Annotated in this window: 14 protein-coding genes and 1 pseudogene; 5 read left to right on the top strand and 10 right to left on the bottom strand. The window is 71.6% G+C overall.

All coding sequences use genetic code 11. The features are described 5' to 3' along the window. Nucleotides 1-20: 20 nt before the first annotated feature. A complete protein-coding gene (locus tag BMZ82_RS10545; RefSeq protein ID WP_093774142.1) occupies nt 21-764 on the bottom strand; it encodes a TIGR03943 family putative permease subunit in 744 nt (247 codons plus the stop codon). Then, nucleotides 761-1,807, bottom strand: a complete 1,047-nt coding sequence (locus tag BMZ82_RS10540; RefSeq protein ID WP_093774140.1) for a permease — start codon at nt 1,805-1,807, stop codon at nt 761-763. The genes BMZ82_RS10545 and BMZ82_RS10540 overlap by 4 nt, the downstream gene beginning before the upstream one ends. 203 nt (nt 1,808-2,010) lie before the next feature. Between BMZ82_RS10540 and BMZ82_RS10535 the strand changes: the two genes are divergently transcribed. After that, the gene (locus tag BMZ82_RS10535) at nt 2,011-3,933 is read left to right on the top strand and encodes an NAD(P)-binding protein (RefSeq protein WP_093774138.1); all 1,923 of its coding nucleotides are present in this window, start codon (nt 2,011-2,013) and stop codon (nt 3,931-3,933) included. 87 nt (nt 3,934-4,020) lie between these two features. Here the strand turns inward: BMZ82_RS10535 and BMZ82_RS10530 are convergent, their stop codons facing one another. Further along, nucleotides 4,021-4,836, bottom strand: a complete 816-nt coding sequence (locus BMZ82_RS10530) for a class I SAM-dependent methyltransferase (protein WP_093774136.1) — start codon at nt 4,834-4,836, stop codon at nt 4,021-4,023. Nucleotides 4,837-4,892: 56 nt separating this feature from the next. Between BMZ82_RS10530 and BMZ82_RS10525 the strand changes: the two genes are divergently transcribed. Beyond that, nucleotides 4,893-5,612, top strand: coding sequence for a GntR family transcriptional regulator (locus tag BMZ82_RS10525; RefSeq protein ID WP_093774134.1), 720 nt, complete (start codon nt 4,893-4,895; stop codon nt 5,610-5,612). 736 nt (nt 5,613-6,348) lie between these two features. On the opposite strand, the gene BMZ82_RS10520 is transcribed toward BMZ82_RS10525, so the two are convergent. Further along, nucleotides 6,349-8,169, bottom strand: coding sequence for a S9 family peptidase (locus BMZ82_RS10520; RefSeq protein WP_093774132.1), 1,821 nt, complete (start codon nt 8,167-8,169; stop codon nt 6,349-6,351). A gap of 163 nt (nt 8,170-8,332) precedes the next feature. Between BMZ82_RS10520 and BMZ82_RS10515 the strand changes: the two genes are divergently transcribed. After that, on the top strand, nt 8,333-9,199 hold the full coding sequence (locus tag BMZ82_RS10515; protein WP_093774130.1) for an SURF1 family protein: 867 nt from the start codon (nt 8,333-8,335) through the stop codon (nt 9,197-9,199). On the opposite strand, the gene BMZ82_RS10510 is transcribed toward BMZ82_RS10515, so the two are convergent. The 5 genes and pseudogenes from BMZ82_RS10510 to BMZ82_RS10490 all read right to left on the bottom strand — a co-directional run bounded on the left by BMZ82_RS10510 (nt 9,169) and on the right by BMZ82_RS10490 (nt 13,824). Continuing rightward, nucleotides 9,169-10,203 (bottom strand): hypothetical protein, encoded by a 1,035-nt coding sequence (locus BMZ82_RS10510; RefSeq protein WP_093774128.1) that lies wholly within the window; start codon nt 10,201-10,203, stop codon nt 9,169-9,171. The two genes, BMZ82_RS10515 and BMZ82_RS10510, sit on opposite strands and share 31 nt — an antisense overlap. Continuing rightward, nucleotides 10,200-10,334 (bottom strand): annotated as a pseudogene (locus tag BMZ82_RS42675) (hypothetical protein); the annotation flags it as partial. The pseudogene BMZ82_RS42675 and the gene BMZ82_RS10510, both read right to left, overlap by 4 nt. A gap of 54 nt (nt 10,335-10,388) precedes the next feature. Beyond that, entirely contained in the window at nt 10,389-10,985 is a 597-nt protein-coding gene (locus BMZ82_RS10500) for a SigE family RNA polymerase sigma factor (protein ID WP_256251852.1), read from the bottom strand. A 434-nt stretch (nt 10,986-11,419) separates the two neighbouring features. Next, entirely contained in the window at nt 11,420-12,508 is a 1,089-nt protein-coding gene (locus BMZ82_RS10495) for an aspartate-semialdehyde dehydrogenase (RefSeq protein ID WP_093774127.1), read from the bottom strand. Next, nucleotides 12,508-13,824, bottom strand: a complete 1,317-nt coding sequence (locus BMZ82_RS10490; protein ID WP_093774124.1) for an aspartate kinase — start codon at nt 13,822-13,824, stop codon at nt 12,508-12,510. Before BMZ82_RS10490 ends, BMZ82_RS10495 begins: the two co-directional genes overlap by 1 nt. A gap of 232 nt (nt 13,825-14,056) precedes the next feature. Between BMZ82_RS10490 and BMZ82_RS10485 the strand changes: the two genes are divergently transcribed. Next, a complete protein-coding gene (locus BMZ82_RS10485; RefSeq protein WP_093774289.1) occupies nt 14,057-14,779 on the top strand; it encodes a response regulator transcription factor in 723 nt (240 codons plus the stop codon). Further along, nucleotides 14,776-16,152: a HAMP domain-containing sensor histidine kinase gene (locus BMZ82_RS10480; protein WP_093774122.1), complete on the top strand. Its 1,377-nt coding sequence runs from the start codon at nt 14,776-14,778 to the stop codon at nt 16,150-16,152. Before BMZ82_RS10485 ends, BMZ82_RS10480 begins: the two co-directional genes overlap by 4 nt. A gap of 7 nt (nt 16,153-16,159) precedes the next feature. On the opposite strand, the gene BMZ82_RS10475 is transcribed toward BMZ82_RS10480, so the two are convergent. Continuing rightward, a complete protein-coding gene (locus BMZ82_RS10475) occupies nt 16,160-16,657 on the bottom strand; it encodes an SgcJ/EcaC family oxidoreductase (RefSeq protein ID WP_093774120.1) in 498 nt (165 codons plus the stop codon). Nucleotides 16,658-16,676 lie beyond the last annotated feature (19 nt).

Below are 16,676 nucleotides of genomic sequence, written 5' to 3'. Positions count from 1 at the left end.
GTCCGGCGTCCGGCGTCCGGTCAGTTGTTCCACGACTCGTCGTACGGGTCTCGTGGGATCGGGGTCGGTCGGGCGTCGGTGATCTTGATGAAGGGGATCGGGCCGTTGTTGACCGGGTCGTGGGTGGTGCGGGGGATGTAGGTGCCGGTGACGGTCAGCCAGGCGTCCGGTTGGAGGACCGGGGGGATGTCGCCGGTCAGGCCGATCTTGACCGGCTGGGCGTCGGCGGCGCAGCAGTTGAGGGCCATGCGGACCAGGTAGGGGGTGCCGTCGTGGTCCAGGGCGACGAAGCCGGTGAGCCGGATCTCGCGGCCGGCGAGGGTGCGGCCGTGGTCGTAGACGGCTCGGCCCGCGTAGTCGACGACGTTGAGCGGGAGCGGGTTCGTGGCGGCCAGGGCGGGATAGGCGAGCGGCTCTTGCAGGGCCGTGCCGGTGCGGTTCGCGCTGTACGAGCCCAGGGCGGGCGGGGCGACCAGGATCAGCGCCAGGAGGGGGAGGATCAGGAGCCAGGAGACACGGGGTTCGGGGTGGGAGTGCCCTGCGTCCGCTACATCCTTTACATCCTTCTGTTTCTGTTCCCGCTTCGTCTTTCGGCGTTCGTACCAGGCCGTCGCCAGGGCCGTCAGGATCAGGACCGCGCCCGACGCCAGGAGCAGGGGGCGTAGGCCTGACTTGACGTAGCGGAGGTAGAGGTCTGTGGTGCCGGCGTGGAGGAGGGCCGCGCCGAGGAGGAAGAGGACGGCCGCCTGGGACTGTCGGTTCACAGGAGTATCCATCCGGTCAGGACCGCCGACGCGATGGCCAGGACGAACGTCGCCGGGGCGAAGCGCAGCGCGAAGCCCCGGCCGAACGTGCCCGCCTGCATCGCGAACAGCTTGAGGTCGATCATCGGGCCGACCACCAGGAAGGCGAGCTTGGCCGTCAGGGAGAACTGGGTCAGGGACGCGGCGACGAACGCGTCCGCCTCCGAGCAGATGGAGAGGACGACCGCGAGGACGGCGAGGGTCAGGACCGCCAGGAACGGGTTCTCCGCCGCCGTCCGCAGCCATTCCTGCGGGGCGACTGCCTTCAGGGTCGCCGCCGCCATCGCGCCCACGACGAGGAAACCGCCCGCGTGCATGACGTCGTGCCGGACCGAGTCCCAGAACGCCGCGCCCTTCGTCTCCCCCTCGTGCGGCGCGTGGGCCGGCAGGCGCAGCCAGTCCGTGCGGCCCAGCCGTTGCCACAGCCAGCCCATCACGCACGCCACGAGCAGGCTGCCGGCGAAGCGGGCGAGCACCATCTCGGGGTTGCGGGGGAACGCGACGGCCGTCGCCGTCAGCACGATCGGGTTGATCGCGGGGGCGGAGAGCAGGAAGGCGAGAGCCGCGGCCGGGGTCACGCCCCGGCGGACCAGGGCTCCGGCCACCGGCACCGACGCGCACTCGCAGCCCGGCAGCACCGCGCCCGCGAGCCCGGCGACCGGGACGGCGAGCGCGGGCCGGGAGGGCAGGGCGCGGGCGAAGAACGAGGGGGGTACGTAGACGGCGATCGCCGCCGACAGCAGCACCCCCAGCACCAGGAACGGCAGCGCCTGGACCACGACCGCCACGAACACCGTCGTCCAGCTCTGCATCACCGGGGCGGACAGCGCGCGGCGGATCGGACTCTGCAGCAGCACCATCAGGAGCAGCAGCATGGTCAGGACGAGGGGGGAGGTCAGCCGCCTGGGTTCGTCCGGCGATCCGTCCGGCGGTCCGTCCGGCGTCTCTGTTGCGTCGTGGCGCGTGCCGTCGGCGTGCGGGACCGCGTCTTCGGTGATGGCCACGCGTCGCGCACCTCCGGCTTCCGTACTGTCTCTGCTGTCTCTGCTGCCTGTTTGCTGCATTCCCTCCCCTTTCATACGGGAGTCTCGCGCAAGGTGTTCACGTCGTCCGTGGAACCTCCCGCCCCGGTGAGGCAGTCTTCTCCCTCGTGGTGAGCGTGCCGAATCAGGGTCAGCCGCGTCCGGGGCAGTCGCCGGGCGCGCACATGGTGGTGTGCGGCGACGACGGTCTCGCGCACCGGCTCGCCGCCGAGCTGCGGGGCATCTACGAGGAACAGGTCACCCTCGTCGTACCGCCCGCCGAGCGAACGGTACGGCCCCCGGTCGTCGGACGGGCCCGGGCGGTGTCGGCGGCGCTGCTCGACCGGATGGTGAGCGCGGCCGTCAACCGGGCGGCGGGCAACGGCACACCGGCCGCCGCGCCGAGTGAACCGGCCGTCGGACAGCGGACGTTGGAGGCCGTCGAGGCCACCGAGGCGGTGCTCGCCGAGGCGGGCGTGGAACGGGCCGCCGCACTGGCGCTCGTGTACGACGACGACGAGACCAACATCCGCGCCGCCCTCACCGCCCGCCGGCTCAACCCCCGGCTGCGGCTCGTACTGCGGCTCTACAACCGGCGGTTGGGCCAGCACATCGAGGAACTCCTCGACCAGGCGGCCGCGTTGGCCACCGGGGCCGGACCGGGGGAGGCGCCGGGGGACGGCGGCCCGGCGGGCGACGCCTCGACGACCGTCCTGTCCGACGCGGACACCGCCGCGCCCGCGCTGGCCGCGACCGCCGTCGTCGGCACCAGCAAGGTCGTCCAGACGGACGGACTGCTGCTGCGCGCCGTGGAGCGGCTGCCGGCCGCCGCCGGCGAACCCGACCCGCCGGGCCTGCCCACCCTCGCGCTGCTCTCCGCGAACGTCAACGACCCGGCCTTCGCGGACGGTTCCGAGGCCAGCGGCGAGCAGGGGCCGCTGCTGCTGCCGGACGCGGCGACCGTGCGGGAGGCCGCGGCGGCCGGCCGGCGCGGGTCGCTGGTACTCGAGCAGGTCGCGTACGCGGCGGGCCCCGCGCTGCCGTCCGGGCGGGCGGTCGGGGTGGTCGCGCCGCTCGCCTCGCTGCTCTCGCGGCGGCTCAGGTGGTCGCTGGCCGGGCTGGTGGGGTCCGTGTTCGCGCTGGCGGTGGCGTTGTGGCTGGCGACCGGCATCCATCCGCTGGGCGCCCTGTACCTGACCCTGCTGGACCTGTTCTCCATCAACGACCCGGCGATCGGCTCGACCACCGCCCGCCAGATCCTCCAACTCCTCTCCGGACTGGTCGGGTTGCTGCTGCTGCCGGTCCTGCTGGCGGCGGTGCTGGAAGCGCTGGGAACGTTCCGCGGGGCGGGGGCGCTGCGCCGGCCGCCCCGTGGCCTGGGCGGCCACGTCGTACTCCTCGGCCTGGGCAAGATCGGCACCCGGGTGCTGATCCGGCTGCGCGAGCTGAACATCCCCGTGGTGTGCGTCGAGGCGGGCCCCGAGGCACGCGGACTCGCGGTCGCGCGGCGGCTGCGGGTGCCGGTCGTCCTGGGCGACGTCACCCAGGAGGGCGTCCTGGAGGCCGCGAAGATCCACCGCGCGCACGCCCTGCTCGCGGTGACCAGCTCCGACACCACGAACCTCGAAGCGGCGCTCTACGCCCGCTCCCTGCGCCCCGACCTCCGCGTGGTCCTGCGCCTGTACGACGACGACTTCGCCACCGCCGTCTACCGCACCCTGCGCGCCGCCCACCCCCAGGCCCTCACCCGAAGCCGCAGCGTCTCCCACCTCTCGGCCCCCTCCTTCGCCGGGGCGATGATGGGCCGCCAGGTCCTGGGCGCGATCCCGGTGGAACGACGCGTCCTGCTGTTCGCCGCCCTACGGGTCGGAGAACACGCCCAGTTGGACGGCAGAACGATCGGCGAGGCCTTCCGCCCCGGCTACTGGCGCGTCCTTGCCGTCTACACCGGCGAGGAAGGCCAGCCCGACAAACCCGACCTGCTCTGGGACCTACCGGACACGTACGTCCTGCACAGCGAGGACCGCGCCGTACTGGCGGCCACCCGCCGGGGCTTGGCCCAGTTGCTGCGACGCCGGGGGCGGAGGGTGCCGGGGGCGCAGGGGTAGGCGTAGGCAGGGGGGATGAGGGCTGGGGGCCGGGGATGCTTCCGGCGCGCCGCGCGGCCCCTTCGGGCGGGACGGTGTCCGCCGAGGTCAGCCGGGGCGTCGTCCGATCGCCAGCAGGTGGGAGCTCGCCGCGAGAAGTTCCGGATAGGGCTCCGCCATGCGCGCGGCGGCCAGGGCCGACCGGAACAGTTCCGTGTCGCGGAAGGACTCGCCGGTGTTCCGCTCCGCCGCCGCGAGCATGGACCAGGCCGGGCCCTCGACGCCGAACACCTCGGCCTGGGCGAAGCCCGCCTCGGCCACCTCGTCACGCAGTTGTCCGCCGCTGTGGAAGTAAGCCGCGGTGAACGCCTTCTCGCCGTCATGGATCTGGGTGGCGAGGATGCCCCCGATACTCGTCCGCATGGGCTCCTGGTGCAGGTGGGCGAACGCGGCGTGCTCGAACAGGGACGCGTACCGATTGATGCCGGCCGTTGCCAGGAGACCGCCGGGCTTGAGCACCCGGTAGGCCTCCGCGAGGGCGCGGTCACGGTCGGCGCGGTCGAGCAGGTGGTAGAGCGGCCCCAGCACGAGCACCACGTCGTACGAGGCATCCGCGGCGGTCAGCGCACGGGCGTCGCCCAGTTCGACGGTGGCACCCGTGTCCTTGGCCTGGTCGACGTGCCGGGCGACGGGGTCGACGAGATGGACGGTGTAGCCGTCCGCGACGAGCCACCGCGCGTGCACCCCTGGCCCGCCGCCGACATCGAGCACCCGGGCCGGCGGTCCCGGCAGGTGTCGTCGCAGCAGTTCCTGCGTACGCAGCAACTCCAGCCACCCGTCGGCCGTCGTGGTCAGCCGGTCCGCCTCGTCCACGGTCTCGGCGTAGAACCTCAGGATCTCCGGCGCTACCTCAGGGCTCGTCATGTGAGGCATTCTGGGGGCTTACCGGTGGACCAGTCCAGTGAACGGAAGTGCGCCCCATGCCAACGCTGAAGTACGAACTGATCGCCGAGGATCTGCGCACCCGCATGGCGAACGGCGAGTTCGGCCCCGGCGATCCACTGCCCTCCGGTCGCGACCTGGCCGAACAGTGGACCGTGTCGCGGGCCACCGTCGTCAAGGCCTACGACGTCCTGCGCAACGACGGCCTGGTGGCCGCACGGCAGGGCACCGGATTCACTGTCACCGAGACGCCGATCGCCCGGCCCGCGGGCGGCCGCCGGGCAGGCTCCACCCGGATGTCGGGCGGCGCACCGTACCGCCGACTCGGCGTCCCGGACCGTGCGACGCCTCCGCCGCACATCGCCGACGCCCTGGGACTGGAGTCCGGCGAGGCAGCGCTGCGCAGGATCCGGCTGGTGCTGCTCGACGACGGATCGCCGCACAGCCTGGTGACGGCCTGGTTCCCGCCCGCCGTCGCGGACGCCGCGCCGCGCCTGGCGCTGACGGGGCCGATCGCCGAGGGCACCACGCTGTATGTGCGCCGCGAAACGGGCCGTTTCCCGGTGGAGGGTACGGACGTCACGACGGTGCGGCTGGCCACCGAGGACGAAGCCCGACTGCTGGACGTCGATGCGCCGACGGCGGTGGCCGTCGTGTTGCACGTGGCCCTCGACGACGAACGCCGACCTCTCGTGTGCGAAGAGGGCGTGACACCGTCGCATGTGTTCGAGCAGGCCGACAACTACCCGATGGGGTAGCAAAACTGACGTTTCACTTGACTGGACCGGTCCACCGGTCCAGTCTCCTTTCAGCGCCCGACGACCGCTCGCAACGGTCCCGGGGACGGCCGATTGAAAGGAGTCGCGGTGACGACCTGTTCTGCTTCGTTGATCGTTCCGGACCGCATGCGGAATGCGGCGACGAACTTCCCCGACGGGCTTCCCGGCGAAGACCGATCCCGGACTACGCCACCTGCGATCTCGACAAACACTCGTTCGGCGATCACTTCGCACACATGAGGGAACTGAACCCCGAAGACTGCGGAGCCGTTTGGATCTCCTGGAACACCGACGGCAGCGACGTCAGGGTGCAGAAGATGAACTACTGCAATTCGGCAGGCCCGTCGAAAGGGGACGCCTGCTGGCTGGCCGAAGGGCACAGGGGCGGGCACACCTGGGAGCACTATGAATAGGCTCCGCTCCACCGTTCTCCACCGTTCTCCACCGCGCTCCTCCGGCCCGAGGCCGGCGGCGAGGAATGAGTGGCGCACCCGGCGGACGCTCGATGCACATGACCGCTACCCGCCCCGCCCCCGTGCCGCATCAAGCTATTCCAGGCTTGAGGCTTATCCGGAATCAGCCCCTCCCCCCGTTGACGGTGAGGCGCCCCGCCCCCGCCGATCCCTGCTCCCTGTCCCCTGGTCGCTGCTTCCTGGTCCCAGTGGTGATCGTCGAGAGCGGGGGCGTCGGCGTCCTCGCTCGGAGAGCCGGTCGGTTAGTCCAAGTGCCGCTCCGCGAATTCCAGTTCGAGTCGGACTTGTTTGATGCGTTCGTCTACGACCAGGGAGCCGTGGCCCGCGTCGTAGCGGTAGACCTCGTGGGGGGCCGACCTTGCTTCCAGGCGGCGTACGTAGTTGTCGATCTGGCGGATGGGGCAGCGGGGGTCGTTGACGCCGGCCGAGATGTAGACGGGGGAACGGACCTTGTCGACGTAGGTCAGGGGGGACGAGGCCTCGAAGCGGTCGGGGACCTCCTCCGGGGTGCCGCCCATGAGGGTGCGGTCCATCGCCTTGAGGGCCTCCATCTCGTCGTGGTAGGCCGTGACGTAGTCGGCGACGGGGACCGCCGCGATGCCCAAAGCCCAGGCGTCGGGCTGGACGCCGAGGCCGAGGAGGGTGAGGTAGCCGCCCCAGGAGCCGCCGGTGAGGATCAGGCGGGCGGGGTCCGCGAGGCCGGAGGAGACGGCCCACTGCCGTACCGCCTCGATGTCCTCCAGCTCGATCAGGCCCACCCGGTGCTTCAGGGCGTCCGTCCACGCGCGGCCGTAGCCCGTGGAGCCGCGGTAGTTGACGCGGACGACCGCGTACCCGTGGTCCACCCAGGCCGCCGGGGCCGCCGCGAAGGCGTCGCTGTCGTGCCAGGTCGGGCCGCCGTGGATGTCGAAGACCGTGGGGAGGGGGCCGGTGGCGCCCGCCGGCTTCTGGACCAGGGCGTGGATACGGCCGCCTGGGCCCTCCACCCACACGTCCCGCACCGGGACCGAGCCCGGGGACTTCATGCCGGGCGGGTCCAGGACCACCTCGCCGCTCGTCGAACGGACCACCGGCGGCTGGGCGGCGGAGGACCACAGGTACTCCACGCTGCCGTCCGGCCGGGCCGTCGCCCCCGACACCGTGCCCGGCGGCGTCTCGACCTTCACCAGCGCGCCGTCCGCGAAGTCGTAGCGGAACATCTCGCTGCGCGCCTCGAAGCCGTGCACGACGAGCAGGCCCGAGCCGTCCGGGTACCACTCGGCGCTGACGTCGCCCGGCAGGTCCAGGGCGAGGTCCGTCTCCGCGCCCGTCGCCACGTCCCACACCAGCGGCTCCCAGCGGCCCCGGCGCTGATGCCCGATCAGCAGCCGCGTGTCGCCGTCGACCGGGGCGAAGCCCAGGACCTCCAGGCCCAGTTCCTCGGTGCCGCCCTTCGTGTCGTCCAGCTCGGCGACCTTCGAGCCGTCGGGGCGCAGCACGCGCAGCGCGGAGTGCATCGCGTCGCCGTGCTCGGTGTGCTCGATCGCGATCAGGGCGCCGTCGTGGGACAGGTCGCCGACGCCCGCCGACTCCCGGTGGCGATACAGCTCGAAGGGGGGCTCGCCGGTGCGGGACACATGGATCGTCGTGCCGTCCTCGTCCGTCGAGCGGCCCACCACCGCCGTACGGCCGTCCCTGCTCAGGGCCAGGCCCGCCGGGTAGGAGGGGTCCAGGCCCGGGGTCGCCGGCTCGTTCTCACCGCCGGTGAAGGGCTGGCGGCGCCAGACGCCGAACTCGTCGCCGTCCTTGTCGTCGAACCACCAGATCCACGCGCCGTCCGGGGAGAGCACACCGTCCGTCGTGCCGTTGGCCCGGTCGGTCACCTGGCGCTGTTCGCCCGTGGCACGGTTCCAGGCGTACAGCTCGTACGTCCCCGTCGCGTTCGACACGAACAGGGCGTGGTCGGGCGCGTCCTCCGCCCAGTCGGGCAGCGACACGCGGGGCGCGCGGAAGCGCCTCTCCCAGTCCGGCATCTCTTCGTACCGCTCCGATGCGGGTGCGGCGGACCCGTTGCTCTCAGTCATGAGCCCATACTGCCCGCTCACGCCGACAATCGTCCGCCCCGGCCCCCAGCCTGTGGATAACTCCTACCGTCTTCGCACCCACCGGACCGTGCCAGGCACCCTCCAGACCCCCGCCGGGCCCCCGCCAACCGGCTCCCCGCAGCCGCCCCGTACCGTGGAGGGCGTGTACCGGTTTCTGCTGACTTCCCGCTGGTGGGGGATCAACGTCTTCGTGCTGCTGGCCATCCCCTTCTGTGTGTACATGGGGTCCTGGCAGCTCAGCCGGTTCGAGGCGCGGATGGGCGACCACCGCGACGCGAAGGCGCAGACCGAGTCCGCCCGCACGGACACCGCGCGCCCGCTGGCCGAGCTGCTCCCCGTCGACAAGGCGACCTCCGGCAGGCAGACCACCGCCACCGGGCGCTACGCCACCCAGTTGCTGGTGCCCGACCGGGAACTCGACGGCAGGAACGGCTACTACGTACTGACCCTGCTGCGCACCGACGGCGGCAAGGCGCTGCCCGTCGTCCGCGGCTGGCTGCCCGGCGACGCCGACGCGGCCAAGGCCCCGGCGCCGCCCGCAGGCGAGGTCACCGTCACCGGCGCGCTCCAGGCCTCCGAGCAGCCCGGCGACAACGGGGTGAGCGCCCGGGGCGGACTGCCGGCCGGGCAGACCGCGGCGATCAGCGCGGCCTCGCTCGTCAACCTCGTGCCGTACGACCTCTACAACGCCTGGGTCACCCTCGACACCGCGGCCCCCGGGATGACGGCGGTGCCCGCGAAGGCGGCGGCCGACACCGGCCTCGACCTGAAGGCGTTCCAGAACCTCGGCTACACCGGCGAGTGGTTCGTCTTCGCCGGGTTCGTGGTGTTCATGTGGTTCCGGCTGCTGCGCCGCGAGGTGGAGTTCATCCGCGACGCGGAACTCGGGATCCTTCCCGAGGGGACCGAGGGAACCGAGGGGAGCGAGGGGAGCGACGACAAGGCCGACGTCGCCGGCGGGCCGCAGGTGTCAGCGGTTCAGGACGACGCCAGTACGCCCGTCCGGTAGATCGTCCCCGCGCACGCGTTCGTCACCGTCGCCTTGGTGGCCGGGGAACCGGCCTCGGCCGTGTACGACACGACGACGCTGCCGTCGGCCGTGCCGTCGGCGGTGAGCAGTTGGGCCGAGGTGCCGGAGCCGGTCTCGCCGACCGCGCCGGACGGCTCGGTGGACGCCGACGGCGACGGCGACGCCGTACCGCCGCCGCTGTCGCCGCCACTGGCGCTGCCGGTCGTGGGGCAGGTCGTGGCGGCCTGCCAGGCGAACTTCACCTCGTAGGCGGAGCCGGGGGCGAGGTCGTACTTCGTGACGTAGAGGGAGGGGTCGGGCAGGCCGGCCGCCGCGTCCCCGGAGGCGTGCTCCACCACGGTGATCTTCGTGGCGTCGGCGGCGCCCTGCGCCTCGTACGTCACCGCGACCGCGCCGCCGACGGTACAGGCGGTGGTGGAGGAGTTCGCGACGCGGAACGTGCCGTAGACGATGCCGGCCGCGTCGGGCACCTCGACGACGGGTGCGGCGGCGGTGAGCTGGGCCGGTGTGCAGGCCACGCTCGGCTGCGCCGCGGCGGTCGGACCGCTGCCGCTGGACGCCGACGCGCCCGCGGACTCCTTGCCCGGACCGGTGTCGACGGCGCCGCCCCTGCTCTCCTCACCGGTCTTGCCGGAGGAGTCGCCGACCCTGCCCGAGGAGCCGCCGTCGGGGTTCTTGCCCTGATCCACGCCCCCCTGCGCCTGTGAGGCCTGGCCGGCGATGGAAGGGTTGGCGTCGGAACCGCCCGCCCCCGAGACGTGCAGCACGGCCGGGACGGCGGTGCCGAGGAAGAGCGCCGCGGCCGCCATGCCGACGGCCGCCTGCCGCTTACGGGCCCGGCGCACCGGGACGGCCCGCCGCAGGTGGTCCAGGGAGCCGTCGCGTGGCTCCATCTCCTGGACGGCGTCGTGCAGCATCCGGCGCAGTGCCAGCTCGTCCGAGTCGAGCCCTTCGGGGCTCTGGTCGTCGAGGTGGTGGTTCACGGTTGAGTTCCCAGCGTGCGATGGCTTCGGGGCTTGCGCGCCCGACGAACTGGATGAAACGGGGGGAAAGGGCGAAACGGTCTCCTTTTCGGCCCCCTTGTCGGCCTCTCTGTCGGCCCCCTTGTCGGCCTCTCTGTCGGCCCCCTTGTCGGCCTCTCTGTCGGCCCCCCTGCCGGTCTCCCTGCTCACGCCGACGCCTCCATGGCTATGCGCAGGGCGGCGATGCCGCGTGAGCCGTACGCCTTGACCGAGCCGAGGGAGACGCCGAGGGTCTCGGCGACCTGGGCCTCCGTCATGTCCGCGAAGTAGCGCAGCACGAGGACCTCGCGCTGCCGGCGCTGGAGGCCCTTCATCGCCTTGATGAGCGAGTCGCGCTCCAACTGGTCGTAGGCCCCCTCCTCCGCGCTGGCCATGTCCGGCATCGGCTTGGAGAGCAGCTTCAGGCCGAGGATGCGGCGGCGCAGGGCGGAGCGGGAGAGGTTGACGACCGTCTGACGGAGATAGGCGAGGGTCTTCTCCGGGTCGCGGACGCGTTTGCGCGCGGAGTGGACGCGGATGAAGGCCTCCTGCACGACGTCCTCGCAGGAGGCGGTGTCGTCGAGGAGGAGCGCGGCGAGGCCGAGCAGCGAGCGGTAGTGGGCCCGGTAGGTCTCGGTGAGGTGGTCGACGGTGGTGCCGGCCGCGACCGCGTCCTCGACGCCGTCACGCTGGCCGGGTACGCGGGTGGGCCGCGCCGCGGGCATGGGCGCGATCACCGGCATGCCGCCGGGCGCGCCGGACATGCGGGGTTTGAGGGTGCCGCGCGGCGGCCGTAGAGCCGCGCCGCGGGGCGCCACCGGGAGTTCGAGTACCTCTGCCACGCCAGTTGGACACACTTCCCCCCGTGGGGGTTGTACGCCTGCCGCGTCACTTTTGCGTCGGCCAAGGCCACCCGCGCCCGTCTCATCTGTCCCGCTCTTCCGCTGCATCCCAGTCCCATAGGAAAGGGCGTCCCCACGCCCAGCTCTCCGCGCGCCCCCTAGGGGTGACCGCAAAGACGCTCCCCGCTCTCCGCGCGGTTGCGGAAAACGGGGAGAAAATCCTTCTGTAGGGATTTTCAGGCGTCAAACGTGTCCGATACAAGTGATCCGGACCATCGACCGCCTCACATCTGTCCCGGCAGGCCGCCGTCAGGCCTGTCCCGGCAGGTCGCCGGCAGGTCGCCGGCAGGCCGGACTCACGCCGTCTCCGCCGCCAACTCCGCCGCCAGCAGCTCCGCGATCTGCGCGGTGTTGAGGGCCGCGCCCTTGCGCAGGTTGTCGCCGCACACGAACAGTTCGAGCGCCGTCGGGTCGTCGAGGGCACGCCGGACCCGGCCCACCCACGTCGGGTCGGTGCCGACGACGTCGGCGGGCGTCGGGAACTCCCCCGCCGCCGGGTTGTCGAAGAGGACGACGCCGGGGGCCGTCGCGATGATCTCGCGGGCCCCGTCGACGGTCACCTCGTCCTGGAAGCGGGCGTGGACGGTGAGCGAGTGCGTCGTGACGACGGGGACGCGGACGCAGGTCACCGCCACCGGCAGCTTGGGCAGCCCGAGGATCTTGCGGGACTCGTCCCGCACCTTCATCTCCTCCGACGACCAGCCGTCCTCGCGCAGCGACCCGGCCCACGGGACGACGTTCAGCGCGACCGGCTCCGGGAACGGCCCGGTGTTGTCGCCGACGGCCCGCCGCACGTCACCGGGGCTGGTGCCCAGCTCGGTGCCCGCGACCAGCGCGATCTGCTGCCGCAGCGTCTCCACCCCGGCCCGCCCGGCCCCGCTCACCGCCTGGTACGACGACACCACCAGCTCGCGCAGCCCGTACTCGGCGTGCAGCGCGCCCAGGGCGACGATCATCGACAGGGTCGTGCAGTTGGGGTTGGCGACGATCCCGCGCGGCCGGGTGCGCACCGCGTGCGGATTGACCTCGGGGACGACGAGCGGCACCTGCGGGTCCATCCGGAAGGCGCCGGAGTTGTCGACGACGACCACGCCCTTGGCGGCGGCGATCGGCGCCCAGTGCGCGGCGACGTCGTCGGGGACGTCGAACATGGCGACGTCGACCCCGTCGAAGACCTCCTCCGACAGGGCGAGGACCTCGACCTCCGTGCCGCGCACGGCCAGCTTGCGGCCGGCCGAGCGCGCGGACGCGACGAGCCGGATCTCGCCCCAGACGTCCGCCCGCTGGGACAGGATCTGGCGCATGACGGTGCCGACGGCTCCGGTCGCCCCCACGACCGCGAGCGTCGGCCGCCGCCGGGCGGACGTGCCTGGCTGCGGGGCCATCAGCGGCCGGTGCCTCCGTAGACGACGGCTTCGTCGCTGTCGGAGTCGAGTCCGAAGGCGGTGTGCACGGCGCGCACGGCCTCGTTGACGTCGTCGGCGCGGGTGACGACCGAGATGCGGATCTCGGAGGTCGAGATGAGCTCGATGTTGACGCCCGCGTCGGCCAGCGCCTTGAAGAAGTCGGCCGTGACGCCCGGGTTGGTCTTCATGCCCGCGCCGACCAGCGAGATCTTCCCGATCTGGTCGTCGTAGCGCAGCGACTCGAAGCCGATGCCGGCCTTGTTCTTCTCCAGGGCGTCGATGGCCTTGCGGCCCTCCGCCTTGGGGAGCGTGAAGGAGATGTCCGTCAGTCCGGTGGACGCGGCGGACACGTTCTGCACGATCATGTCGATGTTGATCTCGGCGTCGGCGATCGTCCGGAAGATCACGGCGGCCTCGCCCGGCTTGTCCGGCACGCCGACGACCGTGACCTTGGCCTCGGAGGTGTCGTGCGCGACACCGGAGATGATGGCCTGCTCCACCGGCTTGTCCCCTTGCTGATGCTGGCTCTGATGCTGAAGCTGAAGCTGAGTCTGTCGGGTCGGCGCGCTGCTGACCCAGGTGCCCTGGAGTCCGCTGAAGCTGGAGCGGACGTGGATCGGGATGTCGTAGCGGCGGGCGTACTCCACGCAGCGGTGGAGCAGCACCTTGGAACCGGAGGCCGCGAGTTCCAGCATGTCCTCGAAGGCGATCCAGTCGATCTTCTGCGCCTTCTTCACCACGCGCGGGTCGGCGGTGAACACGCCGTCGACGTCGGTGTAGATCTCGCAGACCTCGGCGTCGAGCGCGGCGGCGAGCGCGACGGCGGTGGTGTCCGACCCGCCGCGGCCCAGCGTGGTGATGTCCTTCTTGTCCTGGCTGACGCCCTGGAACCCGGCGACGATGGCGATGTTGCCCTCGTCCAGCGCGGTCCGGATGCGGCCCGGCGTGACATCGATGATCCGGGCTTTGTTGTGGACGGAGTCGGTGATGACGCCCGCCTGGCTGCCGGTGAACGACTGGGCGCTGTGCCCCAGGTTCTTGATCGCCATCGCCAGCAGCGCCATGGAGATCCGCTCTCCGGCGGTCAGCAGCATGTCGAATTCCCGGCCGCTGGGCATCGGTGACACCTGCTCGGCGAGATCGATCAGCTCGTCCGTCGTGTCGCCCATCGCGGAAACGACGACGACCACCTGGTGGCCGTTCTTCTTCGCTTCCACGATCCGCTTGGCGACGCGCTTGATGCCCTCGGCATCGGCTACGGAGGAGCCTCCGTACTTCTGCACGACAAGGCCCACGTGCGCTCCTCGCTCGGTTTGTTCGTTTCCCCGCCCGTACGCCCTTGTACAGCGGGTCGGCTCAGTCTAACGAGCGCCCGAAATCCGCCTCCTGAGTCCCGCATGGTGAGATTCGCGGGAGATGTCGGGAGGTGTCGGGAGGCGGGTCCCAGGCACGCGTCACAGAACCTCCCTGCCCACTGACACGCAAGTGATGGCTGTGAATTAATTTTCAAGGACTAATGTGCGGCGCGTGCACGTACTCCTGGTGGAAGACGACGAACCGGTCGCCGAGTCGCTGCGGCGCGGTCTGCAGCGCTACGGCTTCGAGGTCGACTGGGTGAGCACCGGCGCCGCCGCCCTCGCCCACGCCGGCCCCTACGATGTCGTACTGCTGGACCTCGGCCTGCCCGACACCGACGGACTCGACGTCTGCCGGGCGCTGCGCGAGCGCGGCGATGTGCCGATCATCGTGATCAGCGCCCGCAGCGACGAGACGGACCGGGTCGTCGGCCTGGAACTGGGCGCCGACGACTATGTGTCCAAGCCGTTCGGGGTGCGTGAGGTGATCGCGCGGATACGAGCGGTGATGCGGCGCGTCCAGCCGCGCGCGGCGGACGAGAGCGCGACCGGCCAGGCGGCGGGCGGCTCGGACCGGTACGGGTCCCGGCTGACCATCGACCGCAAGGCGGCCCGGGTGCACGTGGCCGGCGAGGAGGTCGCGCTCGCGCCGAAGGAGTACGACCTGCTGGCCTTCCTCACCGAGGAGCCGGGGGCGCTGATGTCGCGCGAGCAGATCATGGAAGCGGTCTGGGACGCGAACTGGTTCGGGCCGACGAAGACGCTGGACGTGCATGTGGCGGCGCTGCGGCGGAAGTTCGCCGGGGTCATCACCATCGAGGCGGTCCGGGGCGTCGGCTTCCGCCTGGAGATCGTGAACGACGCCACGACAGAGGGATCTGGTCCGGCGTCATGATCAAGCAGCTCATCCGCAGTTACGTGCTGCTGGTCGCCGTCGCCATCGGCCTGTTCACCGTGCCGGTGGCCTTCACGCTCACCGCCCAGTTGCGCGGCGACACCAACCACTCCGTGACGCGCGAGGCGGCCACCATGGCGCTGCTCCTGGGCAACGGCGACACCGCGTCCTGCCAGGCGCTGGAGAAGATGGCCAAGGCCTACGACGCCGAGATGACCAAGGACAAGGTCCAGGTCCAGATCACGACGAAGGGCCGGCCGTGCGCGCCGGGCATCCCCGGCCCGCACCCGGACGCGGCCCTGACGAAGGCCCTCGGGCAGGGAGCTTCCACCACCGACTGGGGCTCGAAGTTCATCTGGGGCCGCAACCTGGTGATCACGGTCCCGGCGCACCACGGCGGCGAGGTCGTCGGCGCCGTACGGGTCGTCTACTCGACGTCCGGACTCACCAGCAGGCTGTGGACGATCTGGGGGTTCCGCGCAGGGCTCGCGGTGGCGGTGCTGGGCGTGGCCGCGCTGATCGGCGCGGCGGCGGCCCGCCGGATCACCGCCCCGCTGCGCCAGCTCAACGACATGGCGAGCAAGTTCAGCGACGGCGACCTGACCGCCCGCTCCCCCGTGACGGGCCCCCAGGAGACGCAGACCCTGGCCCGCACCCTCAACCAGGCGGGCGAGCGCCTCGAAGCCCTGATCGCCTCACAGCGGATCTTCGTCGCGGACGCGTCGCACCAGCTCAGGACCCCGCTGACGGCGCTCCGGCTCTCCCTGGACAACATCGCCGACGGCGTCGACGACGAGTCCGTCCGGGAGGACGTGGAGCAGGCGACCGCCGAGGTGGTGCGGATGAGCCGGCTGGTCAACGGGCTGCTGGTGCTGGCCCGGGCCGAGGCCAAGGTGACGGCCGCCGAGCCGCTGTCCCTGACGGACATCGTGGCCGAACGGCTGTCGGTGTGGAGGCCGGCCGCCGACGAGCGCGGAGTCACCATCGCGCTATGGGGGAGTGTCGACGACCGGCCGGCTGTGCTGGCCAGCCCCGGTCATCTGGACCAGGTGCTGGACAACGTGCTCTCGAACGCCCTGGAGGTCTCACCGGACGGCGGGACGATCACCGTCCGGACGGAGTCGAAGGGCGACAAGGTGGTGCTGTCGGTCCTCGACGAGGGTCCGGGCATGTCCGACGCGGAGAAGTCCCGCGCCTTCGACCGCTTCTGGCGCGGTCAGGGCCTCACCGGGCGCTCCGGTTCCGGTCTCGGCCTCGCCGTCGTCAAGCAACTGGTGACCGACGACGGCGGGGCGGTGACGCTGGTGGACGCGCCCGGGGGCGGGCTGGGCGTACGCCTCACCCTGCGGGCGACGACGCAGCGCACCGGCTGAGGCCGGCTCAGCCCTCGGGCATCATCGACGAGTGGTGGTTGACGATCTTCCACACGCCGTCGCGCTTCTCGTACTCGTAGGTGTAGCGGGCCACGACCTCGCTCTTCTTGCGGGTCTCGTGGTTGGTGAGGTTGAACTTGTAGATGCCGGTGTCGATGGCCGAGTTGCTGTCGAGGATGTTGATGTGCGTCTCGATCTTCGTGCCGACCGGCGTGTTCGGCAGGAAGTGGTCGAAGTAGTCGATGATCTCGGCGCGGTCGGTGCGGATCTTGTTGGAGACGGTGGGCAGCAGCACCGCGTCCTTGGCGTAGCGGTCGGCCACCTTCTTCGGGTCGCCGGTCTTCAGCGCCGCGTTCCAGCCGTCGAAGAGGGCCGCGATCTGCTTCTTGGTGGGGTTGGCGGGCTTGTCGTTGCCGGCCGCACTGACCCCGACCGTCACCGTGGCGGCGGCGGCGAGGGCGGTAGCGGTGACGAGGGCGGCGCGTATGCGGGTCTTGCGGGTCATCGCAACTCCTGTGCGGCTT

The organism is Streptomyces sp. yr375 (assembly GCF_900110755.1).
Classification (GTDB): Bacteria; Actinomycetota; Actinomycetes; order Streptomycetales; family Streptomycetaceae; genus Streptomyces.
The sequence above is the reverse complement of the archived record's forward strand: the minus strand, read 5'-3'. Positions and strand labels throughout refer to the sequence as shown.